Origin of the sequence: Microbacterium galbinum (genome assembly GCF_023101185.1) — a bacterium.
GTDB lineage: Bacteria > Actinomycetota > Actinomycetes > Actinomycetales > Microbacteriaceae > Microbacterium > Microbacterium galbinum.
On the sequence record NZ_CP078077.1, the window covers coordinates 1,756,393 to 1,771,541 of the forward strand.

14 protein-coding genes are annotated in these 15,149 nt (G+C 69.4%); 8 read left to right on the forward strand and 6 right to left on the reverse strand.

The window, feature by feature from the left end:
* Positions 1-126: 126 nt before the first annotated feature.
* Both KV396_RS08680 and KV396_RS08685 read left to right on the forward strand, forming a co-directional pair.
* On the forward strand, positions 127-4,710 hold the full coding sequence (locus KV396_RS08680; RefSeq protein ID WP_247955452.1) for an HtaA domain-containing protein: 4,584 nt from the start codon (positions 127-129) through the stop codon (positions 4,708-4,710).
* 642 nt (positions 4,711-5,352) lie between these two features.
* A complete protein-coding gene (locus tag KV396_RS08685; protein ID WP_247955453.1) occupies positions 5,353-5,754 on the forward strand; it encodes a potassium transporter Trk in 402 nt (133 codons plus the stop codon).
* A 3-nt stretch (positions 5,755-5,757) separates the two neighbouring features.
* Here KV396_RS08685 and KV396_RS08690 read toward each other — a convergent pair whose 3' ends face one another.
* Positions 5,758-6,363, reverse strand: a complete 606-nt coding sequence (locus KV396_RS08690) for a zinc-binding alcohol dehydrogenase (RefSeq protein WP_247623617.1) — start codon at positions 6,361-6,363, stop codon at positions 5,758-5,760.
* A gap of 158 nt (positions 6,364-6,521) precedes the next feature.
* Here KV396_RS08690 and KV396_RS08695 point away from each other — a divergent pair, with 158 nt between their 5' ends.
* From KV396_RS08695 to KV396_RS08710, 4 genes are all read left to right on the forward strand, one after another.
* Positions 6,522-6,731, forward strand: coding sequence for a hypothetical protein (locus KV396_RS08695; RefSeq protein WP_247955454.1), 210 nt, complete (start codon positions 6,522-6,524; stop codon positions 6,729-6,731).
* 79 nt (positions 6,732-6,810) lie between these two features.
* Positions 6,811-7,926, forward strand: a complete 1,116-nt coding sequence (gene purM / locus KV396_RS08700) for a phosphoribosylformylglycinamidine cyclo-ligase (protein ID WP_247633057.1) — start codon at positions 6,811-6,813, stop codon at positions 7,924-7,926.
* A 6-nt stretch (positions 7,927-7,932) separates the two neighbouring features.
* Entirely contained in the window at positions 7,933-9,405 is a 1,473-nt protein-coding gene (gene purF, locus KV396_RS08705) for an amidophosphoribosyltransferase (protein WP_247623614.1), read from the forward strand.
* Positions 9,402-10,715 (forward strand): MFS transporter, encoded by a 1,314-nt coding sequence (locus KV396_RS08710; RefSeq protein WP_247955455.1) that lies wholly within the window; start codon positions 9,402-9,404, stop codon positions 10,713-10,715. The genes purF and KV396_RS08710 overlap by 4 nt, the downstream gene beginning before the upstream one ends.
* A gap of 9 nt (positions 10,716-10,724) precedes the next feature.
* On the opposite strand, the gene KV396_RS08715 is transcribed toward KV396_RS08710, so the two are convergent.
* Both KV396_RS08715 and KV396_RS08720 read right to left on the reverse strand, forming a co-directional pair.
* Complete coding sequence (locus tag KV396_RS08715; RefSeq protein ID WP_247955456.1) at positions 10,725-11,540, reverse strand: MOSC domain-containing protein; 816 nt, start codon at positions 11,538-11,540, stop codon at positions 10,725-10,727.
* Between the two features lie 83 nt (positions 11,541-11,623).
* Entirely contained in the window at positions 11,624-11,809 is a 186-nt protein-coding gene (locus tag KV396_RS08720; RefSeq protein ID WP_029259537.1) for a DUF3073 domain-containing protein, read from the reverse strand.
* Positions 11,810-11,957: 148 nt separating this feature from the next.
* On the opposite strand from KV396_RS08720, the gene KV396_RS08725 reads away from it, so the two are divergent.
* Complete coding sequence (locus KV396_RS08725; RefSeq protein WP_247623611.1) at positions 11,958-12,509, forward strand: universal stress protein; 552 nt, start codon at positions 11,958-11,960, stop codon at positions 12,507-12,509.
* Positions 12,510-12,529: 20 nt separating this feature from the next.
* Here the strand turns inward: KV396_RS08725 and KV396_RS08730 are convergent, their stop codons facing one another.
* Complete coding sequence (locus KV396_RS08730; protein WP_247955457.1) at positions 12,530-13,183, reverse strand: CatA-like O-acetyltransferase; 654 nt, start codon at positions 13,181-13,183, stop codon at positions 12,530-12,532.
* A gap of 39 nt (positions 13,184-13,222) precedes the next feature.
* On the opposite strand from KV396_RS08730, the gene KV396_RS08735 reads away from it, so the two are divergent.
* On the forward strand, positions 13,223-13,402 hold the full coding sequence (locus tag KV396_RS08735; RefSeq protein WP_247955458.1) for a hypothetical protein: 180 nt from the start codon (positions 13,223-13,225) through the stop codon (positions 13,400-13,402).
* 219 nt (positions 13,403-13,621) lie between these two features.
* Here KV396_RS08735 and KV396_RS08740 read toward each other — a convergent pair whose 3' ends face one another.
* Complete coding sequence (locus KV396_RS08740) at positions 13,622-14,245, reverse strand: PadR family transcriptional regulator (protein ID WP_247623608.1); 624 nt, start codon at positions 14,243-14,245, stop codon at positions 13,622-13,624.
* Entirely contained in the window at positions 14,242-15,087 is an 846-nt protein-coding gene (locus tag KV396_RS08745; RefSeq protein ID WP_247623607.1) for a DUF4097 family beta strand repeat-containing protein, read from the reverse strand. The genes KV396_RS08740 and KV396_RS08745 overlap by 4 nt, the downstream gene beginning before the upstream one ends.
* Positions 15,088-15,149: the final 62 nt, after the last annotated feature.

Consider the following 15,149-nt stretch of genomic DNA (forward strand, 5'->3'; position numbering starts at 1 on the left):
CCTCGCGCACAGCTTACGCTCAGAAACGGTAGCTGCTTAGTGCAGCCTAACCTAATCCCTTCGCCCGACTGCATAGCGGCACCGCCGGCGTGCGTGCCCGCGCACCCCGGGGCCCGGAGAGAAACCGTGAACTCCACAGCACCCAGCACCACAGCGACAGGCCGCGTCCGCGCGGCGATAGCTGCCCTGATATCGCTCTTCCTCGTCGTGACCGGCCTCACGGTCGCTCAGCCCGCGCTCGCGGCCGACACCGTCGTCACCACCAGCGTCACCGTGGCCGATACGTCCGGTGTGACGGTGCGGGCCACGGCATCCGCTCTTCCCGAGGGAACGGCCGGCGCCTACGCCGCCGTCATCGAGAAGGGCAGCGAGAGCGGCGTGACCGCGGGTGGCGGATTCGCGGCCATGCAGTTCGTGCGCACCGTCACCGACGGCGGCTTCACGGTCGACCTCGCGGGGGCGGCATCCGCCTTCGACCGCACCAAGGTGTACGAGGTCATCGTCTGGCAGCAGCACACGATCCCGGACGCCACCAACATCTACGCCCGCGCCGATGTCGCCATCAGCGCGGAGCAGTGGGATGCCGTCTTCCCGCCCGCGACCGAGCCGGAGACCCCCGCTGAGCCGGAGACGCCCGCTGAGCCGGAGACGCCCGCTGAGCCGGAGACGCCCGCCGAGCCGGAGACGCCGACCGAGCCGGAGACGCCCGCTGAGCCGGAGACGCCGACCGAGCCCGAGGTTCCGGCTTCCGCCGCGATCTCCGTCTTCCTCGCCGACGGCACCACGCCCGCGGCCGACACCGCGCTCAAGGCCGGCGACAAGGTCGTCGTGAAGGGCACGGGCTACGACCCGACCGCCAACGTCGGCGGCCGTGGCGCTCCGATCCCCGCGAACCTGCCCCAGGGCACCTACGTCGTGTTCGGCAACTTCGCCGAGAACTGGAAGCCGTCCGCCGGTGCCGCAGCCGCGACCCGCTCGGGTTCGGTGCAGGCGTGGGCGCTCGCCGAGAGCGTGCTCGACCAGGTTCCCTCGCAGTACCAGGCCGCCGTGCGCGGCCAGTGGGTGCCCCTCGCGGCCGACGGTTCGTTCACGGCGACCCTGACGCTCAAGGACACCACGGCGACCCCCGGCTCGTACGGCGTCTACACCTACGGTGCCGGTGGCGTGAGCAACGCCGACCAGGAGCGCAGCGTCGCCCTCAACTACGCGCCGGCCCCGAAGGTCGCCGTCTCCGACCTCGCCGTCAGCGATGCGGGCATCACGGCCAACGTCACGGGCACGCTGTTCGGCGCCGCGACCGGCGTCTACGCCGCGATCATCGAGACCGGCACCGAGGCGAACGTCACCGCGGGCGGCGGATTCGCGGCGATGCAGTTCGTGCGCAACGTCTCGGGCGGAGCCTTCTCGGTCGCGCTCGCGGCTCCGGCCTCCGCTCTCGACCGCACGAAGACCTACGAGGTCATCGTCTGGACGCAGCACACGTTGCCGAACGCGCAGACCATGCTCGCGCGCACGCCCGTCACGATCTCGACGGCGCAGTGGGACATCGTCAAGCCGGTTCCGGCTGCCCCGTCGATCTCGGTCTTCCTGGCCGACGGCGTGACCCCGGCGGAGGGCACCGCTCTCAAGACCGGTGACAAGGTCGTCGTGAAGGGCTCGGGATACAGCCCGACCGCGAACGTCGGTGGCCGAGGCGTGCCGATCCCCGCGAACCTGCCCCAGGGCACGTACGTCGTGTTCGGCAACTTCGCGGAGAACTGGAAGCCGTCGGCATCCGCTCCTTCGGCGAACCGCTCGATCGGCTCTCAGCTCTGGGCGCTCTCCGAGGCCGTGCTGAACCAGGTTCCGGAGGCATTCCAGCCGACCATCCGCAGTCAGTGGGTCGACATCGCGGCGGACGGCACGTTCACCGCGACGCTCACGCTGAAGGACTCCGCGGCCAAGCCCGGTGCCTACGGTGTCTACACCTACGCCGCCGGTGGCGTCGTGAACGCCGAGCAGGAGCGCAGCGTCGCCCTGAACTACAACGAGGCACCCGTCGCGACCGCGACGGTGAAGGCGGCGACCGAGGACGGTCTGACCGTCACGGCGGGAGGCTCCCAGCTGGGGTCGATCACGGGTGCGTATGTGGCGCTGATCGAAGCGGGTGCCGAGGCGGATGTGACCGCCGGTGGTGGGTTCGCGGCGATGCAGTTCGTGCGCAACGTGTCCGGTGGTGCGTTCAGCGTTGATCTGGTGGCGGCGAAGGCGGGTCTTGACCGGTCGAAGGCGTACGAGGTCATCGTCTGGCAGCAGCACACCCTCCCGACCGCGTCGACGATCTACGCGCGTCAGGCCGTGAACGTGACGGATGCGCAGTGGAACACGGTGTTCCCGCCGAGCAGCCCGACGGTGTCGGGTGCGGTGTCGGTGGCGTCGACCGAGGGTCTGACGGTCGCTGCGTCGGGGTCGAACCTCGGGTCGATCACGGGTGCGTATGTGGCGCTGATCGAGGCGGGTACCGAGGCGGATGTGACCGCCGGTGGTGGGTTCGCGGCGATGCAGTTCGTGCGCAACGTGTCCGGTGGTGCGTTCAGCGTTGATCTGGTGGCGGCGAAGGCGGGTCTTGACCGGTCGAAGTCGTACGAGGTCATCGTGTGGCAGCAGCACACCCTTCCGACCGCGTCGACGATCTACGCGCGTCAGGCCGTGAACGTGACGTCGGCCCAGTGGGATGCGGTGTTCGGTCCCCAGGACGGCCCGAAGGTGACGACCGCGGTGAAGTCCGCGACCGCCCAGAACGGCCTGACCATCACGGCGACCGGTTCGAAGCACGGCTCGATCACGGGTGCGTACGTCGCGCTCATCGAGAAGGGCACCGAGGCGGACGTCACCGCCGAGGGCGGCTTCGTCGCGATGCAGTTCGTGCGCAGCGTCTCGGGCGGTGGCTACTCGGTCGACCTCACGGCGGCGGCGAGCGCGCTCGACCGCACCAAGACGTACGAGGTCATCAGCTGGCAGCAGCACACGATGCCGACCGCATCGACGATCTACGCGCGCAGCGCGGTGACGGTCACCGAGGCGCAGTGGGACAAGATCTTCGGCCCGAAGCCGCCGCAGCCCCCGAAGCCCCCGAAGCCCCCGGTCACCCCGACCGCTCCGGTCGCGACCGTCCCCGGCGGCTCGCTGCGCTGGGACGTGTCGAGCTCGTTCCTGAGCTACATCACGGGCAACATCGCCAAGGGCGCGATCGAGGTCACCGGTGGTGCCACGCGCGCCGACGGACTGTTCCAGTTCGGACAGGCGACCGGCAGCACCTACGACCCCGCGACCGGCCTCGGCACGGTCTCGTACGTGGGCGCGGTCCGGTTCACCGGTCACGGCGGCATCCTCGATGTCACGGTCGCGAACCCGCAGATCCGCTTCACCTCGGCGAACGCGGCGACGCTCTACGTCACCAACGGCGGAAGCCAGGTGCCGTTCGCGACGCTCGACCTGTCGCGTGCGGGCAAGACCACGGCGAACGGCGCGGTCACCTACACCTCGGCCCCGGCATCCATCACCTCCGCCGGCGTCAACCAGGTGTTCCAGGGGTACTCGACGACTCTGAGCCCGGTCACGTTCACGATCGGTTCCGCAGCCGCGGCTCCGAGCGGATCGACCGGCACCGTCGCGGCGGCCGCGGCGGTCGTCAAGAAGGCGGCTCTCCCGGCCACGCCTCCGGCGACCACCGGTATCGAGATCGACGACGAGAACCTCACCGCCCTGCAGTCGGGCAAGACGGCGACGATCACGGCATCCGGTTTCGAGCCGAACGAGGAGGGTATCCAGGTCGTCGTGTACTCGACGCCCGTCCTGCTCGGCACGGTGGATGCCGACGCCAACGGTGTCGCCACGTGGACCGGCACCCTGCCCGCCACGCTCGAGAACGGTGAGCACACGCTCACCCTCCAGGGCTCGGTGACCCGCGGACTCGTCTTCACGCTGGCTCGTGAGACCGTCGTGATCGGCGCCTGCACCGTCGACGGCGCGAGCCTGAACTGGGGATACAAGGAGTCGTTCCGCACCTACATCGAGGGCATCGCGAAGGGCGGCTGGACGCTCACCGACGTGGTCTACCAGTACCCCGACTTCGTGTGGTCGAACGGCTCCGGCTCGTACGACGACGAGAGCGGCGCGGGCCTCGTGACCTACGGCGGCAGCATCAACTTCACGGGCCACGACGGCGCGCTGAACACGACGCTGGCGAACTTCCGCCTCGAGCTCGCGGGCGACACCGGCTACATCGTGGTCGACGTCACCGGCACCACGCAGTCCGGTGAGGCCATCGACCTGAAGGACGTGCGGTTCGCCGAGTTCTCGCTGGCCGACGTCACCGCGGTCGACGGAGTGATCACGCTCGACGACATCCCGTCGACGCTCACCGAGGCCGGTGCCGCCGCCTTCGGCACCTACGCCGCGGGCGAGGCGCTCGACCCGGTCAGCGCCGTCATCCCCGTCGGTGCGGACTGCGGAGTCGCGGCCCCGGCCGACGACGAGGAGACCGAGGCGGAGGCGACCACCGCGGTCACCGCCGTCACCGAGGTCGCGGACGGGCAGGGCGGCGTGCCGGTCTGGGTCTGGATCGTCGGCGGACTCGTCGTCGTTGCCCTCGTCGGCACGGGCGGTGTGCTCATCGGACGCCGCAGCCGCTCGACGGCAGAGTCGTCCGTCACGACCACCGAGGTCTGACACCCGATCGAACCGCCCTTCCGCATCGCGCGGGAGGGCGGTTCGTCGTGGGTGGGTCGGGCGGAGGTCTCCGTGATGGGCGGAGCGACGCAGTGATGGGCGGAGTTCTCGGTGATGGGCGGAGGTTTCTGGGCGAAGCATCCGCCCGACGCGGAGTTCTCCTCCCGTGACGGAGGAGATCTCGCCTTCCGCAGGATCAGAACGGCGGATGCTTCCTGCGGAGCGCGAGTTCTCCTCCGCTGCGTGCGGGGTGGGGTCCTTCGACAAGCTCAGGGACCCAGCCTTCTGCGCAGGACCGATTCCCGGGTCGCTGAGCCTGTCGAAGCGCCCCGGGAGCGACGCGGTGGTGGGCGGAGTTCTCGGTGATGGGCGGAGGTTTCTGGGCGAAGCATCCGCCCGACGCGGAGTTCTCCTTCCGTGACGGAGGAGATCTCGCCTTCCGCAGGATCAGAACGGCGGATGCTTCCTGCGGAGCGCGAGTTCTCCTCCGTTGCGTGCGGGGTGGGGCCCTTCGACAGGCTCAGGGACCCAGCCTTCTGCGCGGGACCGACTCCCGGGTCGCTGAGCCTGTCGAAGCGTCCCGCGGAGCGACGAGACGAAGGACGTGCCGCGGCCCGCAGGGAACGGTGGGAGAATGGGGGCATGTCCTCTTCCGAGACCCCGCAGACCGTCGAAGCGACCGTGCGCCACGTGCCGCGGTACGGCGTGTTCATGGGTATCGGTGTCGTGCTGGGTGTGATCGCCGCCGGCATCCTCACCTTCACCGGCAGCTTCGAGGAGTCGCAGGCTCTCGACGTCGTCTACCCGCCCGGGCAGGTCTTCGGATTCCTGCTGCTGTGGACGGTGCCGATCGGGATCGCCCTGGGCGGTGTCGTCGCGTTGATCCTGGAGCGCACCGGCCGCCGGCACGACCGGGTCGTGCGCGTCGACCGCGAGACGATCATCGAGATCCACGACGAGGCACCCGAAGCACAGACGGCACCCGGAGCGCAGACGGCACCCGAGGCCGCGGCATCCGACGCACCCGCCCCCGAGCGCGACTGACCCTCAGGCCAGTTCGGCGATGACCGGCCGGATGGCCGAGTCGAACGCCACGATGTCTCGGCGCAGGCCGTCGGTCACCGCGACGGTCAGATCACCGATCCACCAGATCCCACGCTGCGAGAACGGCAGCACCTGCACGTTCAGCTCGAACGAGTGGGCCCGCCGGCCGATGTCGCGCTCGAACTCGGCGATCGCGCTGGCGTACGCCCGGTAGGCGTCGCCGCCGGTGTGGCTCTTCATCGACTTCACGTAGCGGTCGTGCGCGGCGCGCGCGTAGCGCAGAGCGGATGCCGCGTGCGCGGCGATCCCCGCCCCGAGCTCTTCCGCGCCGGAGGCGGGCAGCGCCACGAGCGTGTCGAAACCGTCGATCAGTTCGAGGGGCACACCGGAGGGGTGTGCGCGCGGCTCGACCGTCATGTCCCAGTAGTCGCGCCACTGCTTCTCGATGGCCGACGTGGCGTCGGCGGCATCCGGCGCGCGCACCGGCAGATCGCGCAGAGTCGGCAGATCGTCGGGAACGCGGATGCCGAGGGCCTGGCGCAGCGCGAGCGCGACGAGCACCGGAACGCTCGCGTCTTCGCGGATGAGCCACTGCGGCTTGTCGGCCATGGCCCCATCGTAGGGCTGTGGCCGCGCTCGGGGTGAGAATCCGGGAAGCAGTGCTAACCGCTGCCGCGCGCCGCGTCAACCCGCGCGCCCTTTCGACCGTCGAGGCGTAGACCGGGGGAAGTGGGCCATCCGCTGCCCGCGGACGAGAGGAAGAGATGATGCGCAATCAGGAGAACGAACGCACGGGCGAGGGCCCGGCAGCCGACGGCGCCGACGGAGAGTCCGGAGCGATGAGCGGGATGGAGACGGGGACCGCGCCCTGGGGCGTGACCGGCGAAGGCGACGCGCGGCACGGCGACGCCGCGGATGCCGGAGGAGAACGCGACACGGCCGACGATGTCGACGGGGCTGACGACGCTCAGCACTGACGGTGACGCCGATGCGATCGCCTCCCTCCGCAGGAGCCGATCGCATCTCGGCACGCCCGGCGGGCGGTAGGCTGGACGCGTGGCTGCCTCCCCCACCAATCCCTATTCCGAAGCCGGCGTCGATACCGCTGCCGGCGACCTCGCCGTCGAGCTGATGAAGTCGTCCGTGCGGGCGACGCACGGCCCCGAAGTGCTCGGAGGCGTCGGCGGATTCGCCGGTCTCTTCGACGCGAGCGCGCTGCGCGACTTCCGCCGCCCGCTGCTCGCGACCAGCACCGACGGCGTCGGCACGAAGGTCGCGATCGCCCAGGCGATCGACAAGCACGACACGATCGGCCAGGACCTGGTCGGCATGGTCGTCGACGACATCGTCGTGGTGGGTGCGAAGCCGCTCTTCATGACCGACTACATCGCCTGCGGCAAGGTCTTCCCCCAGCGCATCGCCGACATCGTGCGCGGCATCGCCGAGGCGTGCGCCGCGACGGGCACCGCGCTGGTGGGTGGCGAGACGGCCGAGCACCCGGGTCTGCTGGGTCCGCGCGACTACGACGTCGCGGGTGCCGCGACCGGAGTCGTCGAGGCCGATGCGATCCTCGGCGCCGACCGCGTGACCGACGGCGACGCGGTGCTCGCGATCGCCTCGAGCGGTCTGCACTCCAACGGCTACTCGCTCGTGCGTCACATCATCACGGGCGCCGGCATCTCGTACGGCGACAACTCGGCCGACCTCGGTGGCACGTGGGGCGAGGCCCTGCTCGAGCCGACCCGCCTCTACACGCTTCCCCTGCTGCGTCTCATCGACGCCGTCCCGGGCGCGGTGCACGCGCTCAGCCACGTCACCGGCGGCGGCATCGCGGCGAACCTCGCCCGCGTGCTCCCGCAGGGCAGCTGGGCCGAGGTCGATCGCAGCACGTGGTCGCCGAGCCCGGTCTTCCGCGTGCTCAGCGACATCGCCGGTTCGTCGCTCGAGTCGGCGGAGGGCACCTGGAACCTGGGTATCGGGTTCCTCGCGGTGGTCTCCGACAGCGCGAAGGATGCCGCGATCGCGGCGCTCCAGGCCGAGGGCATGCCCGCGTGGCAGGTCGGCACGGTGCGTTTCGACGGGCGTCCGGCAGGAGAGTTCGAACAGGGCGCCAAGGGCGTCGACGGTGGAGCGGTGCGCCTCGTGGGCGCCTACGCGGACGGAGCGAAGTAAAACCCCATGTGCGGCATCGTCGGAATGGTGGGGACGGCCCCGGTCAACCAGGACATCTACGACGCTCTCCTCCTGCTGCAGCATCGCGGCCAGGATGCGACGGGCATCGCCACGGCAGAGGCGAACGGCGTCATGCACAACGCCAAGGCGCAGGGGATGGTGCGCGAGGCGTTCCGCACCCGCGACATGCGTGCGCTGCTCGGCAACGTCGGTCTCGGTCACGTGCGATACGCGACCAAGGGCACGGCGTCGAACGAAGAGGAGATGCAGCCGTTCTACGTGAACGCGCCGTACGGCATCATCCTCATCCACAACGGCAACCTCACCAACACGCGTGAGCTCACCGCCGAGATGGCGAAGCGCGATCGCCGCCACCTCAACTCGTCGAGCGACACCGAGCTGCTGCTCAACGTGCTCGCGGGCGAGCTGCAGAACACCACCTCGACGGTCGACCTCGACCCCGAGCGGGTCTTCGAGGCCGTCGAGCGCACGCACGAGCGCATCGAGGGCGCGTACGCCGTCATCGCCGTGATCGCCGGCTACGGTCTGCTCGCCTTCCGCGATCCCTTCGGCATCCGCCCGCTGATCCTGGGACGTCGCCCGTCGACCGTGCCCGGCAACGAGGGCAAGGACGAGTGGGTCGTCGCGAGCGAGTCGCTGGTGCTCGAGAACGGCGACTACGAGGTCGTGCGCGAGGTCGAGCCCGGTGAGGCCGTCTTCATCACGACCGAGGGCGAGCTGCACACCAAGCAGTGCGCCGCCGAGACGCAGCTCTCGCCGTGCGCGTTCGAGTACGTCTACCTCGCGCGTCCCGACTCGGTCATGAACGGCATCTCGGTCTACGAGTCGCGTCTGCGCATGGGCGACCGTCTCGCCGACACCATCGCGAAGCACGTGCCGATGAACAAGATCGACGTCGTCATGCCCATCCCCGACTCGTCGCGCCCCGCCGCGATGGAGGTCGCCCGCAAGCTCGGCATCGAGTACCGCGAGGGCTTCTACAAGAACCGCTACGTCGGCCGCACCTTCATCATGCCGGGGCAGGCGGTGCGCAAGAAGAGCGTGCGCCAGAAGCTCAACGCGATGTCGACCGAGTTCCAGGGCAAGAACGTGCTGCTCATCGACGACTCGATCGTGCGCGGCACGACGTCGAAGGAGATCATCCAGATGGCGCGGGATGCCGGCGCGATCTCGGTGACCTTCGCCTCGGCGGCGCCGCCCGTGCGGCACCCGCACGTCTACGGCATCAACATGCCGTCGCGTCACGAGCTCATCGCGCACGGCCGCACGATCCCCGAGATCGCCGAGGTGCTGGGCTGCGACCACCTCGTCTACCAGGAGGTCGACGACCTGAAGGCCGCGATCACCGAGGGCTCGGTCGTCGACGACCTCGACATGAGCTGCTTCGACGGCCGATACGTCACCGGAACCGTGAGCGACGAGTACCTGGCCTGGGTGGAGAGCTCGCAGACCTCATGATCGCGGAGGGCCGCCCGCTCTGGCAGGGGCGGGCTCTCGCGCTGATCGGGATCGTGCTCGTGGCGTTCTCGCTGCGTTCGGCGGTCGCCTCGCTGTCACCGGTGATCGACCACATCTCCCGCGACTTCCCGGTGTCGCCCGTGATCGTCGGCCTCATCGGCGCCGCGCCGCCGGTGTGCTTCGCCGTGTTCGGGCTGATCACCCCGCTCGTCGAACGACGCTTCGGGCTCGAGCGCGTCGCGGTCGGTGCCCTCGCCCTGATGTCTCTCGGACTCCTGCTGCGCGGCTTCGCGGGCGATTCGACGAGCCTGCTCGCCGCGACCGTGGTCGTGTTCGCCGGTGTCGGCGCGGGCAACGTGCTGCTGCCGCCGCTGGTGAAGAAGTACTTCCCCGACCGTCTCGGCGTCATGATGACGCTGTACTCGACCATGATGGCGGTCTCGACCTTCGTGCCGCCGCTCGTCGCCGTGCCGGTCGCCGACTCGCTCGGCTGGCGGGTGTCGCTCGGGCTCTGGGGCGGGTTCGCGGTGCTCGCGCTGCTGCCGTGGATCGCGCTGCTGATCGGTGAACGCGGGCGCGCGTCGACGGCATCCGCTCGTGCCGCCGACGTCGTGCTCGACCCGACCGACGGGGTCGACGACCTGACGGATGCCGCGGCCGTCGCCACCGGACCCATCGCCACCGTGCCGGCCAGCCCGCGCGTGTTCGGCCGGCTGTGGCGGATGCCGTTGCCGTGGGCGCTCGCGCTGGTGTTCGGCACGTCGTCGACCATGGCCTACGTCGCCTTCGCCTGGCTGCCGACCATGCTCGTCGACATCGCCGGCGTCACCCCCGCGACGGCCGGATTCCTGCTCTCGCTCTTCGCCCTCGCCGGTCTCCCGTGCGGGCTGCTGGTGCCGATCCTCATCGTGCGTTTCCAGGCGACGCGGCCGCTGTTCCTGTTCGCGGTCGCCTGCGGTGTCGTGGGTCTCGGCGGTCTGCTGCTCGTGCCGACGGTCGCCCCGGCGCTGTGGGCGATCATCTACGGGCTCACGGCGATCCTGTTCCCGCTCAGCCTCGTACTGCTGAGCATCCGTGCGCGCACGCCCGAGAGCGCCGTCGCGCTGAGCGGATTCGTGCAGAGCATCGGCTACGGCATCGCCGCGGTCTTCCCGCTGCTGATCGGTCTGCTCCACGAGACCACCGGAAGCTGGCAGGTGCCGTTGATGGTCGTCATCGGCGTGCTCGTCGTGTCGATCCCCGCGGGTCTCGTCGCCGGGCGCCGCCGCACGATCGAAGACGAGTGGGAGGCGCGGCACGGCCGCTGGTGAGCTCGACGCTCAGAGCACGTGCACCTCGTCGCCGACGCGGATGACTCCCGCCGGCGCGTTCTCATCGCTCTGAGGGGTGACCGGGAGGAACAGGCGTCCGAGCGTCGGCTCGTCCTGTCCGAGCGCACCGGTGAGGGTCGTGAGCACCTTGACGTCGCGTTCGCCGGTGTCGGGGTTCGCGTGGGTCGCGAGGCAGCGCACGATCGGTCCCTCCGTGGTCAGCGTGACGTCGCCGATCCGCACCTCGCCGTCCCAGTCCAGCTCGGCCCACGCATCGACCCCGTCGATGACGATGTTCGAGCGGAAGCGTCGATCGTCGATCCCCGTTCCCACCGCCTCGCCCAATGCCTCCGCGCTGCCGTGGCTGTGCAGAGAAACGTAGCCTCGGGCTCGGTCCTGGAAGCGCGAGGTCTCGCCGTCACCGACCAGCACGAGGGGGAGTCGCCCGGGACGCTCGAGGCGTCGACCCTCCCGCGTCGCGCGCACGAATGCGGTGACGGCATCCGTCAGCTCTGCGCGTCCGTCGCCGTCGAGACCCGCCTCCGCGAGCAGCGCGCCGTCGTGCTCGATCCGCACTCGTGCACGGGCGTCGTCGTAGTGCGTGCGCAGGGCGGCCAGTGCCGGGAAATCCTGCAGGGCAAGACCCTTCGCCTTCGGCCAGTGCTCGAGGCCGTCGCGCTCTTCCGGCGTCGCGGCATCCGCGAAACGGAACGCGAGCACGCGATCTCCCGCGACCCGTCCGTCGGCCTGAACGGTCAGGGACCCGACCGACTCCGGAGTGAAGCCCTTGATGGGGTGACGGTAGAGAGCGACGACATGGGGCATGCGTCGATCCTCGCAGATCGTGTCACCCGGGTACGACGAAACCCCCGTAGGTCATACGGGGGAGAAGTCGAACAGAGGGGCGGTCAGGCCTTCTCTAGTTCGTCCTCGTCTTCGTCGGCATAATCGTCCGCCCACTTATCGACGTAGGCGTCTTCGTCGGTCGGGTGACCCAGCTCGCGCTCGAGCGCGGAGTAGTTCACCGACGGACTGTACGCCTTGAGTTCGCGGGCGATCTTTGTGTGCTTCGCCTTCTGACGGCCACGGCCCATGCGCGAGACCCCCTCACGAGTTAAGCGGCGGGTGGTCAGGACCCGCGGCATTCACGACACCGGCGCGCAGCCGGTAAGAGTAGCATTCAGAATAGCACGCGGGTAATACCCTCTGGCTGATGCCAGGCTGGTGAAGGGAGCGATCATCATGACCGAGAACACCTCCACTCCGTCCGACGAGGCCGCACAGAACGCGGCTCTGCAGAAGGCCGTGATCGTCGGAGTGCAGCCCCATCAAGACGGCCGCGTGGTCGACGAAGCCGTGCGCTACGCGCGACTGCTCGGCGTGCCCCTCGTGGTCGCCCACGTCGACGTGACGCGTTTCGTCACCTACGAGGACCCCGACGGCTACGTGCACTCGGCCCCCATCGACATCAACTTCGACGCCGGTGCCGCCGAGTTCGAGGCCGTGCAGGCGGCGGTCGCCCCGGCCCTCGACGCCTCGGGCATCACCTGGACCGCCCGTCAGCTCGTCGGAGACCCGGCGCTCGCGATCAAGCAGCTCGCGCACAAGCTCGACGCGCAGCTGATCGTGATCGGCACCCGCAAGCGGGGCATCGGCGAGAGCATCCGAGAGTTCTTCACCGGATCGGTCGCCGCTCGCCTGGCGCATCGCCAGCACCGGTCGATCCTCGTCGTGCCGCTCGGCGACCTCGTGCCCGACTCCCAGAAGGAGATCTGGCCGGAGGCTGCGGAGTAGTCCACCGGCACCGGAGCGTCTCAGCCGACCCAGCTCGGGTCGTCGAACAGCCGCTGGAGGTCATCGACGAGGCGGCCGGTGTGGAAGCCGTCCGCTGCCGCGTGGTGGATCTGGATCGCGAGGGGCTGGATCACTTGGCCCGCGCGCTCGACGTAGCGGCCGAGGGTGAAGATCGGCGGGAGATGCGTCCCGGCATCCTTGATCTGCAGTGAGAACGCGGTGAACGTCGTCCACGGCAGGCTCGAGACGTCGAAGGTGTTGGGCGGCGTATCGGACTGCGGGAACATCTCCGTCGCCGAGCGGTGCGTGCTCAGGAGGTCGACGGCGTGCTCGTGGAAGGTCGCGAAGTCGGGATCGTACGGCGTCCACACGCTCGCGAACGTCTCGCGTTCGGGGTTGAACACGGTGAACGCAGGGTGCACGACGTCCCAGATGCCGGGTGCGCCGTCGGCGGTCAGGCCCATCCGGAACTGCTCGTGACGGTTGACCGCATCGGCAAGGGCCCAGATCTGTGTCGGATAGGTCTTGCGCGCGGCGTTGCGGATCGCCGCCGTGAGCCGCGTCGCATCGAGCTCGACCGTGATGGCATACGTGCACGGGACGTCGGTCGAGTAGTGCCGGAAGTGCTCGGCGCGCGGCCACGAATCGACATCGATCGGGCGGAGAGTGCTCATGCCGTCATCCTCTCATCGGCGCGTTGGGTCATCGCGGACATGCCCGAGTTCGAATTGCCGGAGGTGATGCAGTACGCCATCGTGGCGCCGCACCGCGATGGGGCCACGAGCTTCATCATTACCAAGGCGTTCAAGCGCGTCGAGAACGGCGACGAGGACAGCCTCGCGTTCTTCGGAGAAGCGCTGCTGGCAGGCGTGAACAACAGCTCGAACGACTGACTTGGGGCGTGCATAACTCCTCAGAACCGAGGTCGAATTCGGCCGATTCCGACCGTTCGAGGAGGGAACGGCGAATTTCTCCGGAGTTATGAACGGGGAGATGGCGCTGAAGACGCGGAAGTCCCGGTATCGGCGGGCGATACCGGGACCTTCTCGTGGCGGGTGATGCGGGGCGGGGCGCTTCGACAGGCTCAGCGGCCCAGTTCCGTCGGCGGCGGCCTAGCGGGTCGTCGAGATGCCGACGGTCACCGCGCGGGCGGCGGCGTCGAGGGCGTTCTCGAGATCGGTCACGACGTTCGCGGGGAGCGCGCCGCCCTGTGCCACGTGCGTGCGCAGATCGGTGCGGATGCGTGCACGGAACGCGTTGATCACGGCATCCGCCCGGTGCATCTCCTCACGGCTCGTCACCCGGGTGTCATCGGATGCCGAGCGCGGACGACTCTTCGCCGACTGGCGTTCGTCGTGCGCAGCGGAGGCGAGGTCGGCGCGGAGGGTCTTCATCGCGTCCTGCACGCTCTGACGCACCTCGTTGGCGATGAGGCGCACCGAGTCGGCGAGCCCGGATTCGATCCCGGCCAGGTCGTTCTCGCGGGAGGCGAGTTCGGCGCGGCCCTCGTCGGTGATCGCGTAGATCGTGGTGCGCCCGTCGACCGTCTTGGTGACGAGCCCCTCTTCCTCGAGCTTCGCGAGGCGCGGGTAGATGGTGCCGGCGCTCGGGGTGTAGGTGCCGCCGGTGCGATCGGTGAGCGCCTGGATGATGCCGTAGCCGTGCTGGGGCGACTCGGCGAGCAGCGACAGCAGGTACAGGCGCAGGTCGCCGTGCGAGAAGACGGCGGGGGTCATGCCTCTTCCTCCCACTCCGCGTCGTTCGTGATCGACTCGGGGGTGCGGCGCAGAACCGTGACGCCGCCCGAGACGGAGTTCACCCGCAGGTCGACGAAGCGCCCGGCGAGCTCGCCCTTGGTGCCGGTGTAGTTGCTCGGTCCCGAGGAGCTGCGCTCGATGCCGTCGATGAGCAGGCGTCCGCTGAGCGAACGGATGACGTAGTTCGCGGCGAGCGACTCGTCGAGGCGCACCGTGGTGCCGCCCGAGACCGAGTTCACCGAGATGGTGTTCACGTCGCCGGCGGCGTCGACGGTCGTCGAGCCCGAGACGATGTCGACGGTCGCCTTGCGCACGACACCGGTGACGGCCACGTCGCCCGACACGCTGTTCGCGTTGATCGAGCCGGTGAGACCGCGCACCTGCACGTCGCCCGAGACGGTGTTGACGGTGAGGTCGCCGATCAGGGTGTCGACGATGAGGTCGCCCGAGACGGTGCTGAGGCGAGCATCGTTGCGGATGCCGGAGACGAGGGCGCCGGCGCTGACGACGCCGAGGTTCAGCGCGATCGAGCGGGGCACGGCCACGCTCACCTCGGCGCGCGGACCCCCGCTGCCGAAGTTGCGGAACACCTCGAGGAAGTTGTCCCAGCCGAGCTGCGGGTGGTCGATCTCGACCTCGCCGTCGTGGGATTCGATGCGGAGGTCCTTGGTGGTGACGCCGTGGACCTCGATGCGGATGCCGGGCTCGTCGTGCGCGATCACGTCGACCTGTCCGCCGACGAGGCCGACCTTGAGGCGCGTCACGGATTCGATGTCGATGACGCGTTCTTCGCCGGGGGCGATGAGCCACTTCTCGGTCATGTCTGCTTCTCCTGGTTCGAGGATCGAGATATATCGTGTTCGAGAAAGATAACACGATATAT

Coding starts and splice junctions, on each gene's coding strand:
- KV396_RS08740 (WP_247623608.1), bottom strand. CDS start 14,245: ATGACCCCCGCCGTCTTCTCGCACGGCGACCTGCGCCTGTACCTGCTG.
- KV396_RS08745 (WP_247623607.1), bottom strand. CDS start 15,087: ATGACCGAGAAGTGGCTCATCGCCCCCGGCGAAGAACGCGTCATCGAC.
- KV396_RS08720 (WP_029259537.1), bottom strand. CDS start 11,809: ATGGGCCGTGGCCGTCAGAAGGCGAAGCACACAAAGATCGCCCGCGAA.
- KV396_RS08735 (WP_247955458.1), top strand. CDS start 13,223: ATGCCCGAGTTCGAATTGCCGGAGGTGATGCAGTACGCCATCGTGGCG.
- KV396_RS08730 (WP_247955457.1), bottom strand. CDS start 13,183: ATGAGCACTCTCCGCCCGATCGATGTCGATTCGTGGCCGCGCGCCGAG.
- KV396_RS08725 (WP_247623611.1), top strand. CDS start 11,958: ATGACCGAGAACACCTCCACTCCGTCCGACGAGGCCGCACAGAACGCG.
- KV396_RS08690 (WP_247623617.1), bottom strand. CDS start 6,363: ATGGCCGACAAGCCGCAGTGGCTCATCCGCGAAGACGCGAGCGTTCCG.
- KV396_RS08710 (WP_247955455.1), top strand. CDS start 9,402: ATGATCGCGGAGGGCCGCCCGCTCTGGCAGGGGCGGGCTCTCGCGCTG.
- KV396_RS08695 (WP_247955454.1), top strand. CDS start 6,522: ATGCGCAATCAGGAGAACGAACGCACGGGCGAGGGCCCGGCAGCCGAC.
- purF (WP_247623614.1), top strand. CDS start 7,933: ATGTGCGGCATCGTCGGAATGGTGGGGACGGCCCCGGTCAACCAGGAC.
- KV396_RS08685 (WP_247955453.1), top strand. CDS start 5,353: ATGTCCTCTTCCGAGACCCCGCAGACCGTCGAAGCGACCGTGCGCCAC.
- KV396_RS08715 (WP_247955456.1), bottom strand. CDS start 11,540: ATGCCCCATGTCGTCGCTCTCTACCGTCACCCCATCAAGGGCTTCACT.